This window comes from Lysinibacillus sphaericus, from assembly GCF_015844675.1.
Lineage (GTDB): Bacteria > Bacillota > Bacilli > Bacillales_A > Planococcaceae > Lysinibacillus > Lysinibacillus sphaericus_E.
This window is the reverse complement of record NZ_LDGC01000004.1, coordinates 1-1,110: the sequence shown is the minus strand read 5'-3', so window position 1 is coordinate 1,110 and position 1,110 is coordinate 1. Positions and strand designations below refer to the sequence as shown.

General features: G+C 39.6%; 1 protein-coding gene. It reads right to left on the bottom strand.

The features are described from left to right. Positions 1-1,110 (bottom strand): condensation domain-containing protein (locus tag ABE34_RS25750; protein ID WP_206700832.1); only part of this gene is annotated, 1,110 nt, incomplete at both ends.

Genomic DNA, 1,110 nt, shown 5'->3' with positions numbered 1-1,110 from the left:
TAAAGTAATATGGCCTTTGGCTGACAGTCTTCCAACATAAACGCGATTCTTTCTTCTGGATACGTTGGATCGATTGGTACATAAGCGGCCCCAGCCTTGATGATTCCGTAAATTCCCGCAATCATCTCGATACTTCTTTCTGCCATGATCGCTACGAAGTCATCTGGTCTTACGCCCAGTTCTCTTAACTTATGAGCTAACACATTGGCTCTTTCATTCAGCTCTCGGTAGCTTACTTCTTCACCTTCGAAGACTAAAGCGATCTGATCCGATGTCTTAGCTGCCTGTTCTTCGAACAGTTCGACTACCGTCTTCTCTCTTGGATACTCTGTCTTGGTTGCATTGAAGTCATGGAGGATCTTTTCTTTTTCATCCTCAGTCACGGTTTCTATTTCCGCTACTTGTCTGTCTGGATTTTCTGCGATTTCCTCACTGATCTTCACCAAACGTTCTAATAACCTCTGTATGTCTTCTTCACTAAATTGATTTGGATTATACATAATGTCAAAACCAAGTGCTCCATCCATTTCATATCCTGCTATAGATATTGCATAATTGGTTTGTTCTCTTGCTTGTTCGAGTGCTACCATCATCTGATTTTTATCAGTTTCTTGTTGTTCTGACTCTAATCCAGACATATAGTTTTCAAAAACATACAGGACTTTAATCAATTCTGTTCCTTGCAGTGTCTCATTTTGTATCTCTGCCAATGAATAATAATCATAGCTCGTACTTTCATTTCCCTGTTCTTGCTGTTTCTTCAACAGTTCCCTAATGCTCATCTTATCTTCTGTTCTTACTCTTACTGGAATAGTATTAATGAACAGACCTACCATATCTTCTATGCCCTTGATATCAGCATTTCTTCCTGATACGACTTTTCCAAAGACTACATCTTGGTTTCTAGTACATACTTGCAGCATGATTCCACATATTACTTCAGCGACTGTATTAATCGTACTTCCATTTTGTTCTGCAATTCGCTGTAGAGTCGATGTTACCTTCCGATCGACAGCTATCCTTTGTCTTCGCATCTGTTCATCGCTAGACTCTTTTGGCTTGTTCATCGGAGTGATTTCACAGTCACTGTCATAATCATCTAATAACTTG